The sequence below is a fragment of the Enterococcus sp. DIV0183 genome, from assembly GCF_050541505.1.
Classification (GTDB): domain Bacteria; phylum Bacillota; class Bacilli; order Lactobacillales; family Enterococcaceae; genus Enterococcus; species Enterococcus faecalis.
In genome coordinates this window covers 782,264-802,650 of sequence record NZ_CP172932.1, presented here as the reverse complement: position 1 = coordinate 802,650, position 20,387 = coordinate 782,264, and the positions used below count along the sequence as shown (strand labels likewise).

Sequence of the window (20,387 nt, the reverse complement as noted above, 5' to 3'; positions counted from 1 at the left end):
AACGTTACACAGATGTTTCATTTCGTTTAAATATATGTGCTAAAAGCCCTTTTTGCTTGCTTTTTCATATAAAAAACGGATTACTTATCAAACCATTTTCAAAACGAGGCCTCACCTATCGCGGCCACTTATTTTTGAATGTTTTTTATAAGCTTTTCTTCTCGTATTGTGTCATACTTCTATTATAATGGATTTAGAACAAAAAATGTTGATTCGGGGTGAATCTTTTGATTAATTATTTATTATTGAAAAATGACTATTTTGAACCTTGTTCACCAGACGATGAAGCCCTAAGTTGGATTTCGGTAGAATCTCCTACAGAAGAAGAAATCGAGCGTCTCGTCAATCAATACCACTTACCAACAGATTATCTTACCGGCGTTTTAGATGATGAAGAAAATGCTCGAGTAGAAGGCTTCCGCCACGAAAAATTACAAACGCCTACGTTACTTTTATTTCGTTATCCCAAAGCTAGTATCAGTCCTAGTGGCTATCTGCAAGTAGAAACGGTGCCGATTGCTTTAATCGCAACCATCGATAACAAACTAATTACTGTTAGCAACGGGCCTAACGACATCGTTCATGGGATTCAAAAAGAGGCGTTCACCCATCAAGATCTTTCTATTGAGAAGGCCTTAATTTTAGCCCTTTCATGGAAGATGGCCCTTTCCTTCAATAAAAACTTACAAGCACTTATCCAACAAACCAACAAACTTGAAGGAGAGCTCCAAGTAGCCACAGAAAATAGTCAATTGTATCAGATTATGGACATTCAAAAAAGTCTAGTTTATTTCGAAGCAGCTTTAACGGATAATTTAAAAGTATTAAAACGTTTATATAGCGCTGAAATTTTTAATCATCCAGAAAAACATTTGCCATTTTTAAGGGATATTCTGATTGAACTAGAACAAGGACTGAATACGACTAAAATACAACTAAAATTAGTTGATAACATTAGTAATACTTTTTCAGCAATCGTTTCAAATAACTTAAATAATGTCATGAAAATTTTAACATCCTTAACAATTGTCCTGACCATTCCGACCATCATCGGAGGAATTTACGGCATGAATGTGAAACTCCCTTTTGCAGAGCATGAATATTCCTTTTGGATTATTTTTGCTATCACTACCTTAATCTGCGTAATTAGTATTCGAATTTTAAAGAAAAAGAATCTCTTATAACTTTAGGTTGCTGTTTTCAGGAAAAGGTTGTACACTATTAGCAGAAATTAAAAAGGACGTGTCATTTATGAACGACAAAGAACAAAGTCGCTTTTCAAAAATCACGAAAGTCGTGGTTTGGCTAATGCTGATCGCAATTGTAGGTTCAACTGTTTTAACAGCGATTCTTAGTCTTTAAACTGGAGAACTTTTTCACACATTAAAAGTAAAAAAACAGCCCCTTCTATCAATTGAAGGGGCTGTTTTTTTTACTTGCTCAAATAGAGCGGCTATTTTTTCGCCATCGCCAACAGCTCTTGTGCATGTTCAATGGTTAATTTCGTAATTTCACTTCCTGCGAGCATACGCGCAATTTCGTTTACTCGCTCTTTTTCAGATAAAATTCGGACGCTTGTTTCTGTCCGCCCCGCCACGATTTCTTTTTCAATAAAATAATGTTCATCGGCAACGGCCGCCACTTGTGGCAAGTGCGTGATACACAACACCTGCGAATTTTCTGAAATTTGATAAATTTTATCGGCAATCGCCTGTGCTACTCGGCCACTAACTCCTGTATCCACTTCATCAAAAACAATACTAGTGATCCCTTGCGTTTGAGAAAAGATTGTTTTCATAGCCAACATCACTCGCGAAAGTTCTCCGCCAGAAGCCACCCGAACTAACGGTTTTAATGGTTCCCCTGGGTTAGTAGTAATATAAAATTCTATTCCGTCTAAGCCATTTTCTTGTAAATGCTCAAGCTCTGTAAAGCGGACTTCAAATTCAGTTCGCTCCAAATATAGTTCTTTTAATTCGGTTAAAATTTGTTGTTCGAGCTCTTTGGCTAGGCGCTTTCGTTCTTTTCGTAAAGCTAACGCTTGTTGATGAGCGGCTTGTTGTTTCTCTGCAAGCAACGCTTCTAAGTCACCTGTACCACCTTCCAAAAAATCAGCCTCTGCTAACTCTTTGGTGATTTCTTCATAGTAAGATAAAATCGTTTCGATTGAATCGCCATATTTACGTTTCATTTGACGGATTAATTCCAAACGATTTTCTACTTCATTCAAGCGGCCTTCATCTAGTTCTAAGCCATCAATCAGCCTAGAAAGATCTCCACTAGCTTCTTGTAGTAAGTAGTAAGCATTTTGAACAGTATCTGACAATGATTTATATTCTGGATCAAGGGATTCAATCGAAGCGAGTTCATTCATACTTGTTCCGATTTTATCCAAACTACTATCGTCTTCACCATTTAGCGCGGCATAACTAATCGTCAGTGCATCAGCAATCTTTTGAAAATTGTTCAGTTTATTGCGTTCTTCTAACAATTGTTCTTCTTCGCCAGCGACTAACTGTGCACTAGCAATTTCATCACTTTGAAAATGAAGCATGTCCATTCTTTGGGCAAATTCTTTTTCATTTTTTTGTCGCTTTCTGACTTTGGCTTCGAGTGCGCGATACTCTTGATACGCCTGTGTATATTTTTCTTTGACTGCTAAAAGTTTTTTCCCACCAAATTCATCTAACATATCAATATGGCGTTCACTTTGCATCAATTCTTGATGTTCGTTTTGGCCATGAATATCTACTAAATATTCCCCAATTCTTTTTAAATTAGTAATGTTGACAATCCGTCCGTTGACACGGCAAACATTTTTACCAGAAGCGGAAATATCTCGTTGAATCACTAAAGAATCTTCTTCTGTTTCAATACCTAATTCTTCTAATAATTTCTTTAATTCTTGACTTTTCGGCATTGAAAAAAGTCCTTCTAAGGTGCATTTATTTGCTCCTTGACGAATATAGTCACTGGAGCCGCGTCCGCCTGTGAGTAATCCCATTGCATCAATAATGATGGATTTCCCCGCACCCGTTTCTCCCGTTAAAACGGTCATACCCATTTGAAACTCTAATTGTAACGAAGAGATAATCGCAAAATTTTTCACGGAAAGTTCTTGTAACATCTTGTTCACCTCATTCTTTATAGATAGCTTAACAGCTCTTTATGAAGTTTTTCTGCTGCTTCCTCAGTTCGTGCAATCATGAGAACACTATCATCATCGTTGATGACGGCAAAAAGTTTCTCTTGGTAATTCTTTTCGATTAAACTACCACATGCCGCCGCATTGCCAGGAATGGTTCGTAATACGACATATTTTTCCATTTGTTCTGCAGCTACAAAGGCATCTTTTAAAAGCTTTGCAAGTTTAGCACTCGTATTAGCTTGTGTTTCTAATGGAAGGCTATATCGATAACCCCCTTCTGCAGAAGGAACTTTGATCAGTTTCATATCTTTAATGTCGCGAGAAATTGTTGCTTGTGTTACAGCTACGCCCTTTTCTTGTAAGTAGTTGACAAAATCTTCTTGCTTTTGAATATTTTTTTCAGTCAATAAACGTGTAATTAAACGGTGTCTATCTTGCTTTCTCATGGCGCCGCTCTCCTTTTCAGTTTACTCTTGCCCTCATCATAGCTTATTTTTATGCATTTTAAAAGACTAAACAAAGAAAAGAATAACAAAAAGCAAGGGAAGCTCCGCTGACTTTTTGTTATTCTCTACTTCTATTCTGCTGGAAGTTCAATTCCTAATTCATCTTTTAAATAGGTAGTTAAATTAGTCGTTTCTTTGGTTGATTCATTGACAACATTCCACGTTTTGCCAATCGCTCGGCGATTCCTTTGGGTTAATTCTTCAGCAGGTTGCTGCTCGTCTTCTAAACGTAAAGAACCGTATTGATAGCCCATTATTAACCCCTTATTCCATTCCGTATCCCAATAAACATAAAACAAATAGGTCTCACCAGCTGCTAAATAAAAATCTCCTTCATACTGTAGTATTTCAACAAGCTGACGACTTTGCTGAATTGGCGCCATTCGTCTTGTTGCACGCCCACGATTCAATTTATCAACATTTTCTTTCGCATCATTTAAAAACATTCACCCTTCTTCCATAATGCCACCTGGTCGCGCAAATTCAATCGTAGATGCTAATTCGCCTTGAATATTTTTTAGTACTTGGATTTTCCCAAATGTCCATGGATAAATTTCTCCATTATAGGGACTACTAGGATCATTAGCAGGCGCGTCTGCTTTATCTAAAGAAAGAACTTTGCCAATAACAATATTTGTTGACAAAGATTGGATATCTTTTGGGATTTCAGGATTATACATTAACAGTCGTTGCGATCCACCGGATTGATTAATAACTTTACTTTGGTCAATTTCATCAAGATATGAATAATATTTTCTTTCTGAAGAATCAATACTATTTTTCAAAGCTTTTTTCTTTAATGAAGTGGAAGTTGTTGTTATTTTTTCAGCAGCAACTTGTTTCTTCTCGTTCTCTTTAACGAAATTAATCATTAAGAAAGCGCACGCCAATAAAGAAAGCGCTACCAAAAATACTATGGGATTTTTTTTCATTTTTTCACCACCCATATATTCTTGCTAAGATATCATTATTCGCTTTATCAACAGCAAGATTTGTATTAGTACTTACAGAACGTATCATAATGCCATTTGAATGTGCAATCCCGAGCGCATGCCCAATTTCATGTCTAGCAATAGTCCCATTCTTCATCGATGAAGCCCGTGAATACATAGTATTATAATTAATTTTAGCATAGTAGTAGTTTATTCGCGGAGCTTCTCGCATCCCAGTTGCAATCATCCTATCTCTGCCATCAAAAAAATCTGTAACCCCACCTATTCCCGGATTTAACTTTGTTGAATAAAAATCAATTGATGTCCCATAGTTATTTCCTTGTTTATAAATATACAAAGGATTCCCCCACGGAGTATACATCCAATTTCTAATCGCTGTATCGGTATTACCAAATGTTGCGGTTGGTCCTAGCCAATAACTAATTCCATTAATTCCTCTCGATAATACGCCAGGAAACCTAGAGGCTGCAAATGTATCAACACTAGTACCCAAAACGATTGCTACAAAAAAACCAGAAATTAATAACTTCATTTTTTTCATTTTTTTACCTCTCTATTCAATTACTTGGTCTTACTAAAATAGTTTGTCTGATCAGAACTATCCTTAGTTTAACATTAAAAAAACACATCAGTAAATTAAAATTAAATTAAATTAAATTAAATAATATCGATAATGTTTTTTTAATTATTATTTAAAAAATATTAGTTTTAAAAATGTTATTTTCTCACAATAAAACAAGAGCCAATAAGTCTATTTCAACGATTATTTTTATTTAAATTCCTTTTTATCATTATTAAATGTCTCACCAATTCATTTATAAAATAAAAAAAGGACCTGAGACAGCTATACTTCTAATGACTGTCTCAGATCCCTTTTTATTTAATTGCTTAGTCTACAAAATTTGCTGCCTTTCTCATCATTCCGCTAATTTTTGATGCGCATGCGCGACAACTTCTTCAATGGATTCTGGCGCTTGATAGGATCCTTTCCCTTCAACAGAAACTAAATGTGCCAAAAATTCAATGTTTCCTTCGCCACCAGTGATTGGTGAAAAATCTAAGTTTTTCACATCATAACCGTTATTCATGGCAAAGCGTGTAATTTCCTCCACAACCATTTGATGGGTTTCTGGATCACGCACGATTCCTTTTTTCCCAACAAACTCTTTGCCAGCTTCGAATTGTGGCTTAATTAACGCCACCACACTACCACCTTTTTTCAAAATATCATGAAGAGGTGGTAAAATTAAGCGTAATGAAATAAAGGAAACATCAATCGTTGCAATATCCGGCACCCCTTCGGTGAAATCTTCGGGTTTACTATAGCGAAAATTGGTACGTTCCATTACCACCACGCGTTCATCTTGCCGAATTTTCCATGCTAGTTGGTTATAGCCAACATCTAAAGCGTAACTCAAACGAGCCCCATTTTGTAAAGCAACATCGGTAAAACCACCTGTGGAGGAACCAATATCTAGCATTGTTTTGCCTTGAACGTTGATTGCAAAAACATTTAGTGCCTTCTCTAGTTTTAAGCCCCCACGAGAAACATAAGGCATTACTTGGCCCTTAGTATGTAAGGGTGTCTCCACAGAAATTTTTTCCCCTGGTTTATCTAAACGTTCATTTTTATCATTGTAAACCAAACCAGCCATCACGCTGCGTTTGGCTTTTTCTCGTGTTTCAAATAGTCCTTGATTAAACGCCAAGACATCGACGCGTTCTTTTTTCATAAGTGCCTTCTTTCTATCTCAATTGTAACTGAGTTAACAAGTTTGCTAAATGTTCTTCTGAAAAGTTGGGAACATTTGCTTTGATTTTTTCTAAAACAGCGCTGCCTTCTGCTAATTGATGTGTTAGCGCATCTTTCGCGCCAGCAATCCCTAGAAGAGCTGGATACGTACTTTTATTCAACGCTTCATCTCGGCCTACTTTTTTACCTAAATCTGCTTCTGTACTTGTGGCATCTAATAAGTCATCACGAATTTGAAAAGCCAAGCCATAGTGATGCGCAAACTGTGTCAGTAAACCAATGACTTCTTCTGTTTGATTGGCTAATACGCCCCCAGCAATTAAGGCGAATTCAATTAGCGCTCCGGTTTTCTTTTCATGAACAGCCGCTAACTCTTCTAAAGTCAAGCTGACTTTTTCTCCTTCAATATCACCCATTTGGCCGGCAACCATGCCTTGATTCCCCGCTGCCTTTGCCAGTTGTTGCATCAGTAAAACTTTTTCACTTAAGCCTAATTGGCTCAAAGAAAGTAACTGAAATGCGCCTGTTAATAAGCCGTCCCCAGCTAAAATGGCAGTCGCTTCACCAAACACTTTGTGATTGGTTGGTTTGCCACGACGTAAATCATCATCATCCATTGCTGGTAAATCATCATGAATTAATGAATACGTATGAATCATCTCTAAAGAGGCAGCCACTTGATAGTCTTGCGTTTCCATCTCTTTTTGAAAAGCGGCCACTGTTGTTAGCACTAATAGCGGGCGTAATCGTTTGCCACCTGCGTGTATTGAGTAGAGCATTGCTTCTTTCAAACGCTCATTTTCAGTATATTCTGCGATAAAATCGACCATGACTTTTTCAACCAACGGTAAATGCTGTTGACTAAAATTCGTCATTACGCTTCCTCGCTCTCTTCAAAAACAATTTCTTCATTGTTTTCTGTCATCATTTTCGTTAAAGTTTTTTCCGCTTTTTCCAATGTATCTTGACATTGTTTACTTAATGCCATGCCCTCTTGAAAGGCAGCTAAGGCTTCTTCCAAAGGAACATCTCCTCGTTCTAAGCGCTGAACGATTTCTTCTAAGGCATTTAATGATTCTTCAAACGTTTTTTCTTTTGCTGGCATGTTAAAACTCCTCTTTTTTCGCTGTTATTGTTTCGACGTTTGCTTGAACTGTACCGTCAGCATAATGAATCGTTAATTGATCTGCTGGCTGTAACTCGGTAACAGTTTTAACGACACGGTCCTCTTTTGTAGTATAACTATATCCTCGACCCATAATTTTGAGTGGGCTGAGTAAGTCTAATTGTTGAACAGCAGACGTGAATTGCTTTTGTTTGTTTAGGAACAATTGTGTCATTTGTGTTTGCAAGTTTCGTTGTAAAAATGCCAATTGTTGCTGACTTTCTCTTAATTGTCCCTTTGGTGTCTGTTGTTGCAATTGAGCGATAATTCCTTGGGCTTGACGTTGTTTTTGGTGATGAATTGTTGTCATTGCTTGGAAAAGACGTTGCGTCATTCGATCTAATTTAATCGTTTGACCTTCATAAAGTCGCTCAGGTTGCTTAAACACATAAGAGTTTTGTAGTCGTTGGAAACGTTCTGTTCGTTGTTGTAAGAGATATAAAAAGCTTTGTTCTAAACGACTACGCCGTTCACTAATTCTTAATAGTTCTTCATTTAAAACTGGTACCGCTAGTTCCGCTGCTGCCGTTGGCGTTGCTGCGCGAACATCTGCTACCATATCGGCAATTGTCACATCTGTTTCGTGACCAACCGATGAAATAATCGGTGTGGTGGCAGCATGAATGGCTCGAGCCACTTTTTCTTCATTAAATGGCCATAAATCCTCGATTGAACCACCGCCACGGCCGATGATCATCGTATCAAAATCGCCTTGCGCATCGGCTCGCTGAATGTTCCGCACAATGTCATCCGCCGCCTGCTCGCCTTGGACCAAGGTTGGAAAAAGGACCAGTTGTGCAATCGGATACCGTCTTTTAACTGTCGTAATGATATCCCGAATAACAGCACCACTAGGACTTGTAACCACAGCGATTCGTTTGGGATAACGAGGCAACTGTTGTTTAGGCCCTTCAAAAAGTCCTTCTTTTCCTAGTTTTTCTCTTAATTCTGCCAATGCTTGATAAAGTGCACCTACACCATCTGGTTCCATATGTTCAATATAAATTTGATAGGAGCCGCTGTTTTCATAAAGCGAAATCCGCCCCACCACCATGACTTTCATGCCTTCTTTTGGTTGAAACTTCAATTTTTGAAAGGCTGATTTAAACATAATTGCAGAAATCTTCGCATGGTCATCTTTTAAACTGAAGTACTGATGCGCGTTCGCTCGGAAGCGAAAGTTCGAAATTTCACCTGTTAAATAGACACGTCCTAAGTAAGGGTCTGCATCAAATTTACGTTTTAAATACTTCGTTAAGGCTGTTACTGTTAAATACTGTTGCGTCATTTTTTCACCTTACTTTTGTTTTTTTGCTGCCTCGACTGTTTGATACATTAACATGGTAATCGTCATTGGGCCAACACCTTTGGGAACCGGCGTGATATAGCTTGCAATTTCAGAAACTTCATCGAATGCTACATCACCAATCAGTTTTCCTTCTTGATTGCGATTCATACCCACATCAATCACTACCGCACCTGGTTTCACGAACTCTTTGGTGACAAAATGCCCGCGTCCAATTGCTACAACTAAGATATCCGCTTCTTTTGCAACTTCTGCTAAATGTTCAGTTTTAGAATGGGCAATCGTCACGGTCGCATTTTTCATTAACAATAATTGTGCCATTGGCTTGCCAACAATATTGCTTCGACCAATAATCACCGCACGTTTACCTGTTAAATCAATATCATAAGCTTCAAACATCTTCATAATTCCATACGGCGTGCAAGGAATCATTTCCGGTTTACCTACAAACAAACGGCCTAAATTCATTGGATGGAACCCATCTACATCTTTTTTGGGATCAATCGCTAATAAAATCTTTTCTTCATCAATATGTTTTGGCAAAGGTAGTTGTACAAGAATGCCATGAAAGCGTGAATCTTGATTATATTTGTCAATCTCAGCCAATAATTCTTCTTCTGAAATAGTTTCTGGCAGTTTTTCGACCTTTGACAGAATGCCAATTTTGGCTGCTGCACGTTCTTTATTTCTCACATACGTTTGGCTGGCAGGATTTTCCCCAACTAATAAAACAACTAATCCTGGTTGGATGCCTTGTTGTGTCATCTTTTCTACATCTTTTTGAATCTCTGCTTGCATTTGATCTGCTAATTCACGACCGTTAATTACTGTACTCATTCCTTCGCTCCCTCTATTGTTTCTTTACTTCTTTAATAGTATTTATTTTAGCATATAACCCAGTATCTTAACACCAGTTAGATAGTAAAAAAAGATTCAGAGCTTACGCCTCTGAATCAATTTCTTTCATTACATTTGATAACACACCATTAACAAATTTACGTGAACGGTCGTCGCTGTATTTTTTACTTAACTCAACGGCTTCATTTAATGCCACAATGTTTGGCACATCTGAAACGTATAGCATTTCAAAAATAGCTAAACGTAAAATAACAATATCTATTTTTGCTAAGCGTTGCATAGACCAGTTATTACCTAAATGGTTCGTAATCACTTCGTCTAGTTCTGCTTTGCGGCTACACACACCGCCGACAAGTAAATCTAAATACGTAGGGACTAGGTCTTCGCCATCTTCACTGACGATTTCCCGATTATCATAAGCCAATGCATAATCAATGGCATCTTGTTTGGTTAAATCAGCATTAAAATCTAAAGGAAAAAGGGCTTGGAGCGCTTTTTCACGAATCTCGTGACGGGTTAATTCTGTTTTACTCATTCTCTTCTCCATCTTCATCTTCTGGGAATAATTCATTTAAGTCTGGTTGAGGGATTTTTTCAGGTACTACCGCTACAACATGAATATTCACTTCAACTAAATCAATATCTGTCATAAATAAGACTTGTTGTTTCACACGGTCTTGCATTTCTAATGCAACTTTTGGCACAGAAACACCGTAGTTCAAGTAACAATAGATATCGACTTTTAAGCCTTCTTCTTCTGTTCGTAAATATACACCTTTGCCGTGTGCTGCACGGCCTAATAATTCATTCACATTATTGGCAAACGTGCCGCGCATCCCATAAACGCCCTCTACTTTTGAAGCAGCGATTCCGATAATTACTTCAATGACTTCAGGAGCGATCACGATTTCTCCTAAAGAATCGTTTGCATTGATTACAAGATTTTTTTCTTCTGACATTTGGTTGTCCTCCTTATCTATTACGCACAAAATCGTTAAATAAACGATTTATTTGATGAATCACTAAGTCTCTTAAGGATTCTCTTTTAAGCAACGGATGATTCTTAAAAATTAAAACAACACTGGTTTCTTCAGTTAGTTGTGAAAGAACGTCCAAATTTTGCTTATCAATACTCGTTCTTAGTTTATCATTAATTAGCCTATTTCGCTACCAGAAAAGCTAAGTTCTGACTAAAAGAACAGATAATTTCTTGTCATAAATTTCTAATTCAAGGCTTTAGACGTAAAAAATAAGAAAGACCAAGTAATTTTGGCTTTCTTATTTTTACGTCTTTATTCTTCAGGATAACGTTCCATTAGTTTCGTCCGATGCTTTTGCATAATCATTTCTAAAGAGATGTCATATTTATCCGCTAAAATAAATAAATTATCCAACACATCGCCTAACTCTTCCGTTAAATTTTCCAGATTCTCTTCATCCGCCAAAACTGTTTCATCCGGTCGATCACGGCCAATTTCAATTGTCCGAATGGCCCGACAAACTTCGCCGACTTCTTCTGTTAAAAAGTTGGAACGAATAAACGGATCATATTGATACCAGTTACGTTTTTTATAAAACGCACTAATAAACCGCTGATACTCTTGGATATCCATGTTCTCCCAACCTTTATAAAATGATTAATTCTTTTGGCGCATGCGTTAATACACGATTACCTTCAGCAGTAATCAATAAATCGTCCTCAATACGCACGCCACCAATTCCTGGCAAATAAATTCCAGGTTCGTCCGTAATCACATTCCCTGGTACAAATTGTTTATCTGCTCGGAATGAAACATTTGGTCCTTCATGAATTTCTAACCCAATGCCATGACCAGTGCTGTGACCAAACGCATCGCCATAGCCATAGGAAGCAATATGATCCCGTGCAATCGCATCTAATTGAATGCCCGTCAACCCAGGTTTAGCTTCTGCTAACACTTTTAATTGTGCTTCTAAAACAATGTCATAAATTTCTTTTAGTTTTGGCTGAATACTACCAATAGCGAATGTCCGCGTCATATCAGAAACATAGCCGTCATAATAACAACCGAAATCTAAAGTGATTAACTCACCTTTTTCGATGACTTTATGGCTAGCAACGCCATGTGGCATCGCTGAACGTAGACCGCTGGCCACAATTGTCTCAAAAGAAACACCACTGGCTCCTTTTGAACGCATGAAGAAATCTAATTGATTAGCCACTTCAATCTCTGTCATTCCAGGTTTAATCATCTCTAAGACAAAGGCAAATCCTTGATCCGCGATGGCACACGCTTTTTCAATAATCGCTACTTCTTCTTCATCTTTCACTTCTCTTAATTCTTCAATCAAACCCATTACAGGAACTAATTCACATGGTAAAATTTCTTCCAATAAGCTATAATCAGCGAAACTAACTTGCGTTTCTTCAAAAGCTAAATTATCTAATTGCAAACGTTCAGCTAAATCTGCTACTTCGTCAAAAATATGTCCTGTGTTTTTAACGATAGTAAAACCAGTTGCTTGTTCCGCAGCTTGTTCCGTATAACGAAAATCCGTTACAAAAAAAGCTTTATCTAATGTAATCATTGCCAATCCTGTTGTCCCAGTAAAATTGGTTAAATAACGTAAATTATACGGACTTGTCACTAAAAATCCTTGTAAATTATTTTCTTTCATTAATTCCCGTAGCTTTTCGACTCTTGCCATCATTGGTTCGACCTTCTTTCTTTTTTCTCATTTTTCATTATAGCAAATTTACTTCAGAAAAGCATGAATCACCAAAAAACTTCATCGAGAAAGTTTACTGAAAATTTTACCTTTCCTTATTTTTTGCTTAACACTTTTGTAGTAAACTAATTTAGCGACTTCAAGGAGGAAATTATGACCGTTTATTTATTTCTGGCACTATTTTTCATTATTATCGGCATTTTAAGCTATAGTTTTTTTATTGAACCTAACTGCTTAGTCATACACAAAAATCAAATTAAAGTAACAGAATCAGGGAAAACCTTACGGATTGTTCAACTCTCTGATATTCATTTAAAAAAGAATTATTCTGTGAAGGCCTTAAAACAGATTGTTGAAAAAACAAATACATTACAACCAGACATAGTCGTTTTTACAGGAGACTTATTTGATGATTATGCCCGTTTCGGTATCGAAATTCAGGATGAAGTGAGTCAACTTTTCCGTAAAATTAACGCCCCATATGGCAAATTCGCTATTTATGGCAACCACGAGTATAGCGGGTTAGATACCAATTTTTACGAAACAATCTTAGAAGCTGCCGACTTTACCGTACTAAAAAACACGGGCAAATTACTGCCTGTCTCACACCGTATCTCCTTGTACGTCGCTGGTTTAGAAGATTCGTTATATGGACAAACCGACTTAGCTGCAGCTTTAGTCAACCGCCCTACTGGAACGCCCACTCTGCTACTAACCCATGAGCCAGATGTCGCAGACTCAGCAGTCAACAAAAACATTGACCTCATTTTAGCAGGACATAGTCACGGCGGACAGATTCGCTTACCTTTTTTCACTTACAAAAATCAGCTTGCCAAAAAATATACACATGGGCTTTATCATTTAGAAGATGAAACGCCGCTAATTGTTCACCCAGGAATCGGAACCACTAAAATCAGCGCACGCTTCGGTGTCTTACCAACAATTGAACTGATTGAGTTAACTATTTAACTATGCATTAAAAAGACCGCCCCACGTTAGAGAAAAATTCTCACATTGGACGGTCTTTGATTATGTTCGATTAATGATGAAAATCTTGCTCGTGATCTTCTTCTACTTTCGCTTTTCCTAGCGTATAAAATTTGCTGCCATTTAACCCGAGAATAAATAGCACAACCACTAGTAAAAGAATTGATAAAGATAACAATAAGGTCTGCAAGCCATCGCCATGTGCAACCATTAATTGACGTAAAATTGCGGTTAAACAAATTAAAATCAAATAACGAATCGGAATATGGTGTCCTTCTTGAATATAGCGAAGAATCATCATAATAAACTCAAATAACATAAAGAATGAAATAATTTCTTGCATGATAACTGAAAAATTATCCGGCGTCATTGGCTTCATGAGATATGTAGCGAGGTCAACTAAATAACTAGCCATAAATACTAATAAGAAAACTCCTAAAATCCCTAATACAATATCCAAAATCAAATTCACGTACTTCTTTACTACACTAAAATTCTTCTGCATAATACCCTTCTTTCTTTTGACTCAATTATTTTATAACATGCTTGTTATTACATTAAATATATCATCAATTAACCTTGTCAGACAAGCAGTTAAACCCAATGTGAGATTTTTTTTATTTTGAGATGTTTCTTTATTTTCCGGCTAACCCTTTATGCAAGACAAAAAAAGCTGAATCCGGAGATTCAGCTTTTTAATCGTATTAGTTAGCTACTGGATAAACTGATACTTGTTTTTTGTCGCGGCCTTTACGTTCGAAACGTACCACACCGTCAACTTTTGCAAATAACGTATCGTCGCCACCGATTCCAACGTTCACACCTGGATAAATTTTAGTTCCGCGTTGACGGTATAAAATTGAACCACCTGTAACTGTTTGGCCATCAGCACTTTTAGCGCCTAATCGTTTAGATTCAGAGTCACGGCCGTTTGATGTAGAACCGCCACCTTTTTTATGGGCAAATAATTGTAAATTCATAGTCAATAACATAGTCTGCACCTCCTATTTCTCAGTGATTGTTTTTATTTGAATAAATTCAGTATTTTCGTTCTCTATTGATTGTAAACCTAATAAAAGATTTTCTAATAGAATTTGGGCAATATTTTTTTGTTCCTGATTGACAGTTGTTAACATCTCGACATAAAGGTAGCCACCTTCTACATCATCAACTTCCACAATCGGTTCAAAACCTGCTAAGGCATCAATCCCATTGACTGTGCTAATTGCTAAGGCAGAAACTGCCGCGCAAACCACATCGCTGCCATAAGGACCTGCTTCAGCATGCCCGGTTAATTCGAATGAAACGATTCGGCCGGAGCCTGTTCGTTTAAAAGAACCTTTAATCATTGATAGGCCTTCTTTCCTGTCAACAAGAGAGATTAAGCGTTGATTGCTTCGATCATAACTTTTGTATACGGTTGACGGTGACCTTGTTTACGGTGAGAGTGTTTTTTAGGTTTGTATTGGAAAGTCACGACTTTCTTTTGTTTGCCGTGTTTTTCAACAGTTCCTTCAACAGTTGCGCCTGCAACAGTTGGCGCACCAACTTTTGTAGATTCGCCACCTACTAAGATAACTTCGTCAAAAACAACTTTCTCGCCAGCCTCAACGTTTAATTTTTCAACGTAGATTGCTTGACCTACTTCAACTTTCACTTGTTTACCACCAGTTTTGATAATTGCGTACATGCTATACAGCACCTCCTTCTTCTAGACTTAGACTCGCCATCCCAAGTGATGATTACTCATGCTTAAAAACTTGTTCTGTGCGGTTGTAGCTGTGGAGACCACAATTACAACACTAACTATAATAACAGAACCAGAAAACCTCGTCAATATAAACTCTATATTTTCTTCACTTTCTCTCTCCAAAAAAACTTCTTCTGTTATTTAAATTTCCGATTGACTTTCTAACACTACTTCCATTATAATTAGCTTTGTTGTGTTACAACTATTGTCATAGTAGCTCAGCAGGATAGAGCATCCGCCTTCTAAGCGGACGGTCGGGGGTTCGAATCCCTCCTGTGACGTAACGATAACAAAAGCGCCTCTTAGAAACCCTTGTTTCTAAGAGGCGCTTTTGTTATCCCAAGTTCATCCTAACCTAGTTTAACTTTCTACCAACTTGAAGTACCTCCACCTCCGCCAAAACTCCCACCTCCGAAACTGTCACCGGAGCCATCATCAGAAGAACCCTCGTTGCTTGTAACCCCCCAATCATGACGATTCGCATACATACTGGTCTTTTTTAGTTGCCTGTCAGAACGTGAACTTGCTAGAAATTTAGCAATAGACACATTTCCATAAGCAAAACGCATATCATAGTATTCAGGATACGTAGTCTTAATAAATCTTATCGGATAGAAGGATTTTGAAGCTTTTTTGTTGGTAATCTTTTTTTCTCTAATTTTTTTCCGCAATAATTTTTTTTCAATTTTATATTGCTGGTTGTCTAAATCGTTTGCTAATTGTTTTAATGATTTTGATTTTTCTGAACTTACTTGCTGGATATCTTTTAAAAACTTACGGATCATAGAATCCAGGTGCAATCTATTTTGTAAGCCAACACCTATTGATTTTATATAACCAAATAAGAAAAAGACCGGAATCAAAAAATAGACCAGACTAACCATGGGTACTAAAGAGTCTTCGTCTTCTAAAAATGTCAGAATCTCTGTGATTAGTGTGAAAACTGTCGAAGGAAACGACTGCTCTGATAAACTAACTTGAACATAAATAATCAGAGTCACCGATACAAAAAAAGGATGTTTTAATAAAATCGAAAGAGGAAACAAAATAATTTTTAGATAAGCAGGTATTAAGTTATCATTAATTCCACTAATCCGACACGCAGGCAATTTCGTTTCTGGAACTTTTTCCCAATACACTTCACCTATCCAAAAACGCGGTAAATAGATCCATGGTTGATTCACCTTCCAAAAACAAGCACACATAGAAGAGCTTCTTAAATCTTTCCACTGTGCAACATAATTATAAATAAATTTCTTTGGTGTCACCTCGCCAAATGCAAAATCCATATCATAGTATGCGGGAATTATTATCTCTTTTTTCGAATTTTCAGGATATAAAATATTTTTCTCCAAACGCGCCTTGGCAGCTTTAAATTCAACCGATTGTTCTCCTAAAACAATTGCCTTAGAGGAAATACCGCCATTATAAAACATAGCTACATCTTCCTTATAGCGATTTGCCATGTCAACTAGAGCCAAGCGGGCACTAAGTTCTTTCCCCGCATTACGTAATTCCCATAAAAAATACAACATAACAATAATAAAAACTATAATTAGCCAAGGCTTTAACGACCTTCCTATTCCTAATAAATATAACCAAATTTTCTGCAAAAAACTAACCTTAGGTAGCGAGGTCGTTTTAGACATAGTATCAGTAGTAAGTAGTTCCTTAATTCGAGTGGTGACAATATGTATTCCTGCATTAAAATCCTTTAATTTATAAAAATCTTTCACGGTACTATCTGTTATTTCATCGGTTAAACTATCTGGGATTATCTCTTCAAGCCCATAGCCTACTTCAAGTCTTGCTTGCCTGTCTTTCACAGATACTAAGTAAATCACTCCATTATTATAAAGTTTATTTCCGATACCTAATTTATTACCTATTTGATTAGTAAAACTTTCAATCGTTTCATTTTCAGGAACTTGCTCAACTGTGATAACCATTAGTTGTGGTTTCGTTTCCGTCTTACTAAGTTCTTGATTAATTTTTTGTACATTATTAATGACTTCTTCGTTCAAAATTTGTGCATTATCTGAAACAAAAAGATGATTTTGATTAATTTTTACTACGACATCGTCTGTTGGAGCTGAATAAGTCCTTTCAAATCGTTTTAAGAAACTCATTCCCAAATAGATCCCTATTAAAAGAACAGCTAGATAAACTAAATTCTTCATTACAATACTTTTTACTTTTATTTTTCGATACTCCCCCACGCTCATTTGTAATTCTATCCCTACTTTATTTTTCCCATACACTGATTTTTTCTCCCTTCCACTCCTACCGAATGTTCTAGCTCTGATTTTCCACAGAGCTAAATAAATTTTTTTGTATTAAAAATTTATTTTCTTAATAGTTAGTATACCGAATATAGACGTTCAAATCTTTATCTTTTTAACTAAACTTCTGTTAACACGCAAAAAAAAGAACGTAACGCTTAGTTGATAAGCGTTACGTTCTTTTCAGATAACTAGTTAAACAAACACAAGAATAGTGATTTTTACAGCTCGTTTTCCAAAATCTCAATCCGCTCATCAAAACTCAACTCTTGATAAATTTGGTGGAGCATCCACATGTACCCATACGGATCAACAAACAATGAATTTTTGAGCGCTCCTTCCATCATTTCAGTAATAGGCTGTACTTCTTGACAACCGTTTTCCATTGCCAGTTGATGTGTCTCTTCAATATTTTCTACTGTTATATTAAACCAGATAGTATTGGGATGTTCTTGGGTTGGTGATTTTAAACCATATTCTTCATTGGCATCTAACATGTGAAACCTCGTGCCATAAAGTTGAAAAACCGCTTCATTCATTCCGACAGGGTACTCAGTTGCTTCTACTACCTCTATTTCAAACACCTTTTTATATAAGGCAAGCGCCTTAAGGCTATCACTAACAATAAAATCGATTTCTGTCCCTTTAATCATTTGTTTTTCCTCCTTCAAAGCTACTAACTGTTGATTAATTTTTTTAATCTTTTGCTCCTCCATTTGAATTAAATGTCGCGATTGATCTCGTTTTCTTAACAAAATAGTTTCCAAAAAAGAAGCATCCTTAAGTTTTCTCAAAGTTTCCGCCATCTCTTCAACTTTAAACCCTGAATCTCTTAACAGTAAAATTTGTTTCAATAAAGGAATTTGATGTGCGCTATAATAGCGATATCCTGTTTTTTTATCAATTTCATTTGGAACAAAAATTCCTGCTTTTTCATAATGACGCAGCATCCGTGGGGAAATATCCATTAACTTGGCAAATTGCCCAATTTGATACATAGAGTCTCCTTTTCATTCAATTGATATTCTTATCATAAACCTTGACACCATGTGAAAGTCAATGAAAAAGTTTCTATTCATACATTTCTATTTTATTTGAATATTCCCGTGATCTTTCTCTTGTTATTTTCTAAAAATCTCCTTTACATTTACCAAAACAGTTGATACGATTAGTATACCTTCTTAAAATTAGAATTTTATAATCTTTATTTTACTAAAAGGCAACCAAAATGAAATCATCTAACCATTAACTTTATTCAGGTCATCAATCTCTTATTTTTGAAAAATAAAATACTCGTACTCGACAGTTCATTCATTTTTTTCATATGCGTTTATATGGAATCTAGTTCCTGTGTTAAACTCTGATGGTTATAAAGTTTTAATCACGTTATTCAGTGTAGATGAATTAGAAAATAAAAGAAAAAAACACTTGATTGTAAAGCTAATACAAGCAATTAGTTTGTTATTGGTCATTGAAACAGTCATTAGTTGGTTTGTGTGAGGTGACTAAGTTGTTAGAACTAGTTGTTAGAACTAAATGATTACACATTGAAAATAAATAATAAATTACTTTTAGAACATACAAAAGTTTCATTTAGAAAAGGGGTGATTAATCATATCTTAGGGAAAAACGGTGTAGGGAAATCACAATTTGCTAAGGATTTATTGTTAAACCGAAGTGGTTTAATCCCTTCTGAAATAAGTAAAAATGTTACGATTATTTCAAGCTTTTCTAATGTCCCTAACGATTTAAAAGTCTGCGAATTATTTATTCTTCTAGAGAAAAGATTTGGTTTAGATTCAGTCGCACACTTGGCTCATTCTTTGCACGCTACAAATATTTCTAAAACTTCCTTAATTGGACAATTAAGTGATGGACAAAAACAAAAACTAAAATTACTTTCTTTTTTTCTGGAAGATAAATCAATTATTGTATTAGATGAAATTACCAACGCCTTAGATAAACAGACAATTAATGAAATCTATCTATTTCTACTTGCATATATAAAAAATCATCCTAAAAAAATTATTCTAAACATCACACACAATTTATCAGATTTAAAAAATTTAAAAGGCAACTATTACTTAATTGAAGATTTCAAAATGATTCGTTTTACTAATCAAACTGAAGTTATTCAGAAGTATATTGAGGGGTGAAATTTTGGAATTAAAAAAAACGATTTCCAACAAAATAATGATTATTTTAATTGCAATTATCGTTGCAATCTTTGCAATGGGATGGATTCTACCTATTGGCATCGATAAAGTAACTAGGTTAAGTTACCGAGAATACTTATTTAGTACATATACTGTATTTACACAATTTGGCTTTCTAATGTTTTCGTTTCTAGTCTCTTTCTTTATTAATAAAGAGTACTCAGGAAAAACAATTTTATTTTATCGTATGATGAATACCAATAGCCTTACTTTTTATATAAAAAAAGTTTTGACACTTACGGTAGAGACCCTAGGCAGTATTCTAGTTCTGTTATTTATCGTTTCCTTTATTTTTATGGATTTTTCTGTAATTCTGCAAATGTTTTTTTTTATTATCGATGATTTCAATTCAGTATATTTTAATTGTTGCGTTGATCAGTTTTTTATCTGCTAACGTTCTTTTATCTATCGGTTTTAGCATACTCTATTGGATTACAACAGTACTTTTTGTTGCAATTGGTGGATTTTTACGTTTTTTTGCAATATTTGATGCTTCAAACGAATTATATCTAAACGTCCAGAATTTTTTAGAAGGCTCAGAAAACTCAATTAGTTTTGACCACAATTTATTGATTATCTTGTATATTATAGTTCTAACAGTCATCGCGCTGGCTATTGCAAGGGTAAATAATAAACGTTGGCTAAGACTAGGAGTATAAACGACACCCACTTCGCAGATAGGATTCATCTACTTATTCGAGACAATAGATTAAATCAAATACAACTAGTTGAAACTAAAAAAGTATCAATTTTG

24 protein-coding genes, 1 tRNA gene, 2 pseudogenes and 1 other annotated feature are annotated in these 20,387 nt (G+C 35.9%); of the genes and pseudogenes, 6 read left to right on the top strand and 21 right to left on the bottom strand.

Annotated elements, in window-relative coordinates; all coding sequences use genetic code 11:
• The first annotated feature begins 218 nt into the window (after positions 1-218).
• Both IGK72_RS04060 and IGK72_RS04055 read left to right on the top strand, forming a co-directional pair.
• The gene (locus IGK72_RS04060) at positions 219-1,184 is read left to right on the top strand and encodes a magnesium transporter CorA family protein (RefSeq protein ID WP_002387038.1); all 966 of its coding nucleotides are present in this window, start codon (positions 219-221) and stop codon (positions 1,182-1,184) included.
• Positions 1,185-1,251: 67 nt separating this feature from the next.
• Positions 1,252-1,362, top strand: coding sequence for a DUF4044 domain-containing protein (locus tag IGK72_RS04055; RefSeq protein ID WP_002383399.1), 111 nt, complete (start codon positions 1,252-1,254; stop codon positions 1,360-1,362).
• A gap of 91 nt (positions 1,363-1,453) precedes the next feature.
• On the opposite strand, the gene recN is transcribed toward IGK72_RS04055, so the two are convergent.
• The 14 genes from recN to IGK72_RS03985 form a co-directional block, all read right to left on the bottom strand.
• Positions 1,454-3,127 (bottom strand): DNA repair protein RecN, encoded by a 1,674-nt coding sequence (gene recN, locus IGK72_RS04050; protein WP_010822634.1) that lies wholly within the window; start codon positions 3,125-3,127, stop codon positions 1,454-1,456.
• 17 nt (positions 3,128-3,144) lie between these two features.
• On the bottom strand, positions 3,145-3,594 hold the full coding sequence (locus IGK72_RS04045; RefSeq protein ID WP_002358881.1) for an arginine repressor: 450 nt from the start codon (positions 3,592-3,594) through the stop codon (positions 3,145-3,147).
• A gap of 131 nt (positions 3,595-3,725) precedes the next feature.
• The gene (locus tag IGK72_RS04040) at positions 3,726-4,100 is read right to left on the bottom strand and encodes a hypothetical protein (protein ID WP_023895400.1); all 375 of its coding nucleotides are present in this window, start codon (positions 4,098-4,100) and stop codon (positions 3,726-3,728) included.
• Complete coding sequence (locus tag IGK72_RS04035; protein WP_242693014.1) at positions 4,101-4,586, bottom strand: hypothetical protein; 486 nt, start codon at positions 4,584-4,586, stop codon at positions 4,101-4,103.
• A 4-nt stretch (positions 4,587-4,590) separates the two neighbouring features.
• Positions 4,591-5,148 carry a matrixin family metalloprotease gene (locus IGK72_RS04030; RefSeq protein ID WP_002361405.1) on the bottom strand — a complete coding sequence of 186 codons (558 nt, stop codon included), beginning with the start codon at positions 5,146-5,148 and terminating at the stop codon, positions 4,591-4,593.
• 376 nt (positions 5,149-5,524) lie between these two features.
• Complete coding sequence (locus tag IGK72_RS04025) at positions 5,525-6,340, bottom strand: TlyA family RNA methyltransferase (protein WP_002378128.1); 816 nt, start codon at positions 6,338-6,340, stop codon at positions 5,525-5,527.
• 13 nt (positions 6,341-6,353) lie between these two features.
• Positions 6,354-7,235 carry a polyprenyl synthetase family protein gene (locus tag IGK72_RS04020; RefSeq protein ID WP_002355879.1) on the bottom strand — a complete coding sequence of 294 codons (882 nt, stop codon included), beginning with the start codon at positions 7,233-7,235 and terminating at the stop codon, positions 6,354-6,356.
• Positions 7,235-7,465, bottom strand: a complete 231-nt coding sequence (locus IGK72_RS04015) for an exodeoxyribonuclease VII small subunit (protein ID WP_002355878.1) — start codon at positions 7,463-7,465, stop codon at positions 7,235-7,237. The genes IGK72_RS04020 and IGK72_RS04015 overlap by 1 nt, the downstream gene beginning before the upstream one ends.
• A 1-nt stretch (position 7,466) precedes the next feature.
• Positions 7,467-8,813 (bottom strand): exodeoxyribonuclease VII large subunit, encoded by a 1,347-nt coding sequence (xseA, locus tag IGK72_RS04010; RefSeq protein ID WP_002355877.1) that lies wholly within the window; start codon positions 8,811-8,813, stop codon positions 7,467-7,469.
• Positions 8,814-8,822: 9 nt separating this feature from the next.
• Complete coding sequence (locus IGK72_RS04005; RefSeq protein WP_002403785.1) at positions 8,823-9,668, bottom strand: bifunctional methylenetetrahydrofolate dehydrogenase/methenyltetrahydrofolate cyclohydrolase; 846 nt, start codon at positions 9,666-9,668, stop codon at positions 8,823-8,825.
• 103 nt (positions 9,669-9,771) lie between these two features.
• On the bottom strand, positions 9,772-10,224 hold the full coding sequence (gene nusB / locus IGK72_RS04000) for a transcription antitermination factor NusB (protein ID WP_002355875.1): 453 nt from the start codon (positions 10,222-10,224) through the stop codon (positions 9,772-9,774).
• The gene (locus IGK72_RS03995) at positions 10,217-10,648 is read right to left on the bottom strand and encodes an Asp23/Gls24 family envelope stress response protein (RefSeq protein WP_002355874.1); all 432 of its coding nucleotides are present in this window, start codon (positions 10,646-10,648) and stop codon (positions 10,217-10,219) included. The genes nusB and IGK72_RS03995 overlap by 8 nt, the downstream gene beginning before the upstream one ends.
• 333 nt (positions 10,649-10,981) lie before the next feature.
• Positions 10,982-11,302, bottom strand: a complete 321-nt coding sequence (locus IGK72_RS03990; protein WP_002355872.1) for a MazG nucleotide pyrophosphohydrolase domain-containing protein — start codon at positions 11,300-11,302, stop codon at positions 10,982-10,984.
• 13 nt (positions 11,303-11,315) lie between these two features.
• Positions 11,316-12,380 (bottom strand): M24 family metallopeptidase, encoded by a 1,065-nt coding sequence (locus IGK72_RS03985; RefSeq protein ID WP_031324397.1) that lies wholly within the window; start codon positions 12,378-12,380, stop codon positions 11,316-11,318.
• Positions 12,381-12,551: 171 nt separating this feature from the next.
• Between IGK72_RS03985 and IGK72_RS03980 the strand changes: the two genes are divergently transcribed.
• Complete coding sequence (locus IGK72_RS03980) at positions 12,552-13,367, top strand: metallophosphoesterase (RefSeq protein WP_002388900.1); 816 nt, start codon at positions 12,552-12,554, stop codon at positions 13,365-13,367.
• A gap of 70 nt (positions 13,368-13,437) precedes the next feature.
• On the opposite strand, the gene psiE is transcribed toward IGK72_RS03980, so the two are convergent.
• From psiE to rplU, 4 genes are all read right to left on the bottom strand, one after another.
• Positions 13,438-13,890 (bottom strand): phosphate-starvation-inducible protein PsiE, encoded by a 453-nt coding sequence (psiE, locus tag IGK72_RS03975; RefSeq protein ID WP_002355869.1) that lies wholly within the window; start codon positions 13,888-13,890, stop codon positions 13,438-13,440.
• Positions 13,891-14,089: 199 nt separating this feature from the next.
• Complete coding sequence (gene rpmA / locus IGK72_RS03970; protein ID WP_002355868.1) at positions 14,090-14,377, bottom strand: 50S ribosomal protein L27; 288 nt, start codon at positions 14,375-14,377, stop codon at positions 14,090-14,092.
• Between the two features lie 12 nt (positions 14,378-14,389).
• Positions 14,390-14,734 carry a ribosomal-processing cysteine protease Prp gene (locus IGK72_RS03965; RefSeq protein ID WP_002355867.1) on the bottom strand — a complete coding sequence of 115 codons (345 nt, stop codon included), beginning with the start codon at positions 14,732-14,734 and terminating at the stop codon, positions 14,390-14,392.
• A gap of 32 nt (positions 14,735-14,766) precedes the next feature.
• A complete protein-coding gene (gene rplU / locus IGK72_RS03960; RefSeq protein WP_002355866.1) occupies positions 14,767-15,075 on the bottom strand; it encodes a 50S ribosomal protein L21 in 309 nt (102 codons plus the stop codon).
• 19 nt (positions 15,076-15,094) lie between these two features.
• Positions 15,095-15,170, bottom strand: a sequence feature (ribosomal protein L21 leader region).
• A 172-nt stretch (positions 15,171-15,342) separates the two neighbouring features.
• Between rplU and IGK72_RS03955 the strand changes: the two genes are divergently transcribed.
• Positions 15,343-15,416 (top strand) — tRNA-Arg (locus IGK72_RS03955).
• Between the two features lie 87 nt (positions 15,417-15,503).
• On the opposite strand, the gene IGK72_RS03950 is transcribed toward IGK72_RS03955, so the two are convergent.
• The 3 genes and pseudogenes from IGK72_RS03950 to IGK72_RS03940 all read right to left on the bottom strand — a co-directional run.
• Complete coding sequence (locus IGK72_RS03950) at positions 15,504-17,396, bottom strand: TPM domain-containing protein (protein ID WP_031324396.1); 1,893 nt, start codon at positions 17,394-17,396, stop codon at positions 15,504-15,506.
• A 242-nt stretch (positions 17,397-17,638) separates the two neighbouring features.
• A complete protein-coding gene (locus IGK72_RS03945) occupies positions 17,639-18,070 on the bottom strand; it encodes a VOC family protein (protein WP_023895395.1) in 432 nt (143 codons plus the stop codon).
• 144 nt (positions 18,071-18,214) lie between these two features.
• Positions 18,215-18,415 (bottom strand): annotated as a pseudogene (locus IGK72_RS03940) (MerR family transcriptional regulator); the annotation flags it as partial.
• A 525-nt stretch (positions 18,416-18,940) separates the two neighbouring features.
• Here IGK72_RS03940 and IGK72_RS03935 point away from each other — a divergent pair.
• Both IGK72_RS03935 and IGK72_RS03930 read left to right on the top strand, forming a co-directional pair.
• The gene (locus IGK72_RS03935) at positions 18,941-19,573 is read left to right on the top strand and encodes an ATP-binding cassette domain-containing protein (RefSeq protein WP_002370680.1); all 633 of its coding nucleotides are present in this window, start codon (positions 18,941-18,943) and stop codon (positions 19,571-19,573) included.
• 37 nt (positions 19,574-19,610) lie between these two features.
• Positions 19,611-20,292: pseudogene (locus tag IGK72_RS03930) on the top strand (peptide ABC transporter permease).
• Positions 20,293-20,387 lie beyond the last annotated feature (95 nt).

Bases quoted from the DNA above. Each gene is read 5' to 3' on its own strand.
- IGK72_RS04015 (WP_002355878.1), bottom strand. From the start codon at position 7,465: ATGCCAGCAAAAGAAAAAACGTTTGAAGAATCATTAAATGCCTTAGAA.
- IGK72_RS03990 (WP_002355872.1), bottom strand. From the start codon at position 11,302: ATGGATATCCAAGAGTATCAGCGGTTTATTAGTGCGTTTTATAAAAAA.
- IGK72_RS03945 (WP_023895395.1), bottom strand. From the start codon at position 18,070: ATGATTAAAGGGACAGAAATCGATTTTATTGTTAGTGATAGCCTTAAG.
- rplU (WP_002355866.1), bottom strand. From the start codon at position 15,075: ATGTACGCAATTATCAAAACTGGTGGTAAACAAGTGAAAGTTGAAGTA.
- psiE (WP_002355869.1), bottom strand. From the start codon at position 13,890: ATGCAGAAGAATTTTAGTGTAGTAAAGAAGTACGTGAATTTGATTTTG.
- xseA (WP_002355877.1), bottom strand. From the start codon at position 8,813: ATGACGCAACAGTATTTAACAGTAACAGCCTTAACGAAGTATTTAAAA.
- recN (WP_010822634.1), bottom strand. From the start codon at position 3,127: ATGTTACAAGAACTTTCCGTGAAAAATTTTGCGATTATCTCTTCGTTA.
- IGK72_RS03985 (WP_031324397.1), bottom strand. From the start codon at position 12,380: ATGATGGCAAGAGTCGAAAAGCTACGGGAATTAATGAAAGAAAATAAT.
- IGK72_RS04055 (WP_002383399.1), top strand. From the start codon at position 1,252: ATGAACGACAAAGAACAAAGTCGCTTTTCAAAAATCACGAAAGTCGTG.
- rpmA (WP_002355868.1), bottom strand. From the start codon at position 14,377: ATGTTATTGACTATGAATTTACAATTATTTGCCCATAAAAAAGGTGGC.
- IGK72_RS03980 (WP_002388900.1), top strand. From the start codon at position 12,552: ATGACCGTTTATTTATTTCTGGCACTATTTTTCATTATTATCGGCATT.
- IGK72_RS04030 (WP_002361405.1), bottom strand. From the start codon at position 5,148: ATGAAAAAAATGAAGTTATTAATTTCTGGTTTTTTTGTAGCAATCGTT.
- nusB (WP_002355875.1), bottom strand. From the start codon at position 10,224: ATGAGTAAAACAGAATTAACCCGTCACGAGATTCGTGAAAAAGCGCTC.
- IGK72_RS04005 (WP_002403785.1), bottom strand. From the start codon at position 9,668: ATGAGTACAGTAATTAACGGTCGTGAATTAGCAGATCAAATGCAAGCA.
- IGK72_RS03965 (WP_002355867.1), bottom strand. From the start codon at position 14,734: ATGATTAAAGGTTCTTTTAAACGAACAGGCTCCGGCCGAATCGTTTCA.
- IGK72_RS04020 (WP_002355879.1), bottom strand. From the start codon at position 7,235: ATGACGAATTTTAGTCAACAGCATTTACCGTTGGTTGAAAAAGTCATG.
- IGK72_RS04045 (WP_002358881.1), bottom strand. From the start codon at position 3,594: ATGAGAAAGCAAGATAGACACCGTTTAATTACACGTTTATTGACTGAA.
- IGK72_RS04025 (WP_002378128.1), bottom strand. From the start codon at position 6,340: ATGAAAAAAGAACGCGTCGATGTCTTGGCGTTTAATCAAGGACTATTT.
- IGK72_RS04035 (WP_242693014.1), bottom strand. From the start codon at position 4,586: ATGAAAAAAAATCCCATAGTATTTTTGGTAGCGCTTTCTTTATTGGCG.
- IGK72_RS04040 (WP_023895400.1), bottom strand. From the start codon at position 4,100: ATGTTTTTAAATGATGCGAAAGAAAATGTTGATAAATTGAATCGTGGG.
- IGK72_RS03995 (WP_002355874.1), bottom strand. From the start codon at position 10,648: ATGTCAGAAGAAAAAAATCTTGTAATCAATGCAAACGATTCTTTAGGA.